The organism is Rhodosalinus sp. (assembly GCF_041685465.1).
GTDB lineage: Bacteria > Pseudomonadota > Alphaproteobacteria > Rhodobacterales > Rhodobacteraceae > Rhodosalinus.
In genome coordinates, this window is the sequence record NZ_JAWLFS010000269.1 from 1 (window position 1) to 3,728 (window position 3,728).

At 71.5% G+C, this 3,728-nt stretch carries 2 protein-coding genes and 1 pseudogene; all 3 read right to left on the reverse strand.

Translation table 11 applies throughout. The features are described from left to right. Nucleotides 1-1,420, reverse strand: a 1,420-nt coding sequence (locus ACESL7_RS14125; RefSeq protein WP_372893944.1) for a M3 family oligoendopeptidase, incomplete at its 3' end; no start/stop codon positions are given. Between the two features lie 64 nt (nucleotides 1,421-1,484). Further along, the gene (locus ACESL7_RS14130) at nucleotides 1,485-3,074 is read right to left on the reverse strand and encodes an ATP-dependent DNA ligase (RefSeq protein WP_372893945.1); all 1,590 of its coding nucleotides are present in this window, start codon (nucleotides 3,072-3,074) and stop codon (nucleotides 1,485-1,487) included. A gap of 111 nt (nucleotides 3,075-3,185) precedes the next feature. Continuing rightward, nucleotides 3,186-3,728: pseudogene (locus tag ACESL7_RS14135) on the reverse strand (ligase-associated DNA damage response exonuclease); the annotation flags it as partial.

Below are 3,728 nucleotides of genomic sequence, written 5' to 3' on the forward strand. Positions count from 1 at the left end.
CGAAGTCGTAGAAGGCGATCTGGCGCACGACCGTGTTGAGCATGTCCTCCACCTTGCCGGCGAGGAGGACGCGCCTCTCGTTCGTGTCCGCGGCCCCCGCCAGCATCCGCCGGAAGGTCAGCATCTCGCCGAAGACGCTCGCCGTCTCCGCCAGCGTGAGCGGCGTGCGCGAGAGCATCTCGCCCTGCTCGGCGGCGAGGCGCTGGTGCACGCCGTGGCCGAGCTCGTGGGCGAGCGTCATCACGTCGCGCGGCTTGCCGAGGTAGTTGAGCAGGATGAAGGGATGCGCGTCCGTCACGGTGGGATGCGCGAAGGCGCCCGGTGCCTTGCCGGGCGTGACGCCGGCATCGATCCAGCCCTTCTCGAAGAAGGGCTCGGCGAGCGTGGCGAGTTCGGGGGCGAAGCCCTCGTAGGCGCGCAGCACCGTCTCGCGCGCCTCCGTCCAGGGCACGACGCGGTCGCTCTGCATCGGCAGCGGCGCGTTGCGGTCCCAGACCTGCAGCTTGTCGAGCCCCAGCCACTTGCGCTTGAGCTCGAAGTAGCGGTGGCTGAGCCGCGGGTAGGCGGCAACCACCGCGTCGCGCAGCGCCTCGACCACCTCGGGCTCCACGTCGTTGGCGAGATGCCGGCCCGTCTGCGGCGTGGGCATGCCGCGCCAGCGGTCGATCACCTCCTTTTCCTTGGCCTGCGTGTTGTGCACGCGGGCGAAGAGGCGGATGTTCGCGCCGAAGACCCGGGCAAGGGCGCGCGCGCCGGCCTCGCGCCTCGCGCGGTCGGGGTCGGTCAGCAGGTTCAGCGTCGCCTCGAGGCCGAGCGCCTCGCCCTCCACCTCGAAGGTGAGCCCGGAGATCGTCTCGTCGAAGAGCCGTTCCCAGGCGTCGCCGACGACGCCCGTGTCGTGCAGGAACTTCTCCAGCTCGTCGGAAAGCTGGTAGGGCTTCATCTTGCGGATGCGGTCGAAGACCGGCCTGTATCGGGCGAGCGCCGCGTCCTCGGCGAAGAGCCCGGCGAGGTGATCCTCCGGCAGGCGGTTGATCTCGAGCGTGAAGAAGACGAGCGGCGTCGTGTCGTCGGTGATCTTCTCCTGCACGTCCGAGAGGAACTTCGCCCGCCCCGCGTCGGTCGTGTCCTGATAGTAGCGCAGCCCCGCGAAGGACATCAGCCGCCCGGCCACGCGCTCGATCGCCTCGTTGCGCTGCACGCAGCGCAGAAGCCCGGCGGCGTCGAGCCCGGCGAGCCTGCCCTCGTAGTCGGCGGCGAAGGCCCGGCACTCCGCCTTCAGCCAGTCGAGGTCGCGCTGGATCTCCGGTGCGTCGGGCGCGGCGTAGAGATCGGTGAGGTCCCATTCGGGCAGGTCGCCCAGCGGCGCGGCGCCCTGATCGGTCGCGGCGTCGAGGGCGGGGCGGAAGGTGTCCGGCATGGGGTCTCTCCTGTTGTCCTGTCGTGGTCGAGATAAGGCCCGCGGGGCGGCCGGCGCAAGGCGCTCAGCCGCAGGCGGCGAGCATCGCCTTCAACTCGTCGAGCGTGCCGGCCTCCTCCGGCGGCTTGTCCTCGCGCCAGCGGCTCATCCGCGGGAAGCGCAGCGCGACGCCCGACTTGTGGCGCGGGCTTTCGTGCAGCCCCTCGAAGGCGATCTCGAAGACGAGGGCTGGCGTCACCTGCCGGACCGGGCCGAAGCGCTGCTGCGTGTTCTTGCGCACCCATGCGGTGATGCGACGGAACTCGGCGTCGGTCAGGCCCGAATAGGCCTTGGTGAAGGGCACGAGGGTGGCGCCGTCCCAGACGGCGAAGGTGAAGTCGGTGAAGAGGTTGGCCCGCCGTCCGTGGCCCGCCTGCGCGTAGATCATCACCGCGTCGATCACCAATGGATCGAGCTTCCATTTCCACCAGTCGCCGCGCTTGCGCCCGACGTGGTAGGGGCTGTCCGCGCGCTTGAGCATCAGCCCCTCGGCGGCGTGGTCGCGCGCCGTCGCGCGGGTCGCGGCGAGGTCCGGCCAGTCCTCGAAGGTCACGAGCGGCGGCAGCACGAGCGGCGCGTCGGCGGGCAGGCCCGTGAAGAGCCGGGCGAGGCGCGCGCGGCGGTCGTCGAAAGGCAGGGCGCGGATGTCCTGCCCCGCGTCCTCCAGCAGGTCGTAGGCGGCGAGCGCGACGGGCGCCTCCCGCAGGAGCTTCGCGGGCACCGTCTTGCGCCCGATCCGCTTCTGCAGCGCGTTGAAGGGGAGCGGGCCATCCCGCCACGCCAGAAGTTCGCCGTCGATCACCGTGCCGGGCGGCAGGAAATCCAGCGCGCGGGCGAGTTCGGGGAAGCGGTCGGTCATCAGCTCCTCGCCGCGCGACCAGACGAAGTGCTGGCCTTCGCGCAGGATCAGCTGCCCGCGGATGCCGTCCCACTTCCATTCCGCGCGCCAATCTTCTGGCGACCCGAGGCTTTCCGGACCATCGTCCAACTGGTGCGCGAGGCAGAAGGGATAGGGGCGCGAGAGGTCGGCCGCCGCGTCCTCGGCCTCGATCAGCGCGTGCCAGGTCGTCGTCGCGGGCTCCCAGGCGCCCATCAGGCGATGCGCCATCTCGGCCTCCGCCCGCCCGGTCGCGCGGGCGAGGGCGCGGGTCATCAGCTTCTGGCTCACCCCGATCCGCCAGCCACCGGTCAGGAGCTTGTTGAAGATGAAACGCCCCTCGGCGTCGAGCGCGTCCCAGGCGGCGAGCACCTCGGCCTTGCGCGCCTCGGGGGCCATGTCGCGCAGCCCGCGCAGGAGCGCGATCCACCCTGCGAGGCTGCGGTTCGAGCCGCGGGACGGCGGCGGCAGGATGAGCGCGATCGTCTCGGCGAGGTCGCCGACGACCGGGTAACTCTCCTCGACCAGCCAGAGCGGCAGGCCCGCGCGCTCGGCCGCCCATTCGCGCAGCTCCGTCGTCGTGATCGCGCGACGCGGACGGCGCCCGGAGAAGAGCGCGACGGTCCAGAGCCGGTCGTCGTCCGAAGCGCGCGCGAAATAGTCGGCGAGCGCGGCCGTCTTGGCCGAGGTGCGCGTCGTCTGGTCAATCCGCGCGACGAGGGCAGCGAACTCCTTCATGTGGTGTATCCGCTGCGCATCTTAACAGATTGTTTGCCCATATTTTTACGGGGTGTCCGTTTGGGTCTGACGCCCCGGGCGCAACCGCCCCGGCAGGAGGCTGCCACCCGCTCAGCCCGCATCGCCCTCGTCCTCCGTCTCGCCGCCGAACTCGGTGGGCACGATCGCCGCGTCCCAGCCCTCGGCGTTCAGCCACCGGCTGAAGATTTCCGTGTAACCATGCGTGGCAAAGATTCTTTCCGCCCCCGTGGCCCGGATCGCGGAGAGCAGGCCGGGCCAGTCGGCATGGTCCGAGATCACGAAGCCCCGGTCCGCCGCCCGGCGCCGGCGCACGCCGCGCAGGCGCATCCAGCCGCTCGCGTGGCCGGTGGAGACCGCGCCGAAGCGCCGCGCCCATTTCGACCCGAGCGCCGAGGGCGGCGCGAGGACGAGCGCGCCGGGGTACGCCTTCGGATCGAGCTCGGGCGTCACTCGGACCGTCTCGGGCAGGGGCAGGCCCTGCGCGCGGAGCACCGCCGTCGTCTCCTCCACCGCGCCGTGGGTCAGCACGGGCCCGATGGACGGATCGAGCATCGTGAGCAGCCGCTGCGCCTTGCCGAGCGCATAGGCGGCGAGCATCGGCGTGCGCCCCTCCGCCACGCTCGCCGCCCACCA

Coding starts and splice junctions, on each gene's coding strand:
- ACESL7_RS14130 (WP_372893945.1), bottom strand. CDS start 3,074: ATGAAGGAGTTCGCTGCCCTCGTCGCGCGGATTGACCAGACGACGCGC.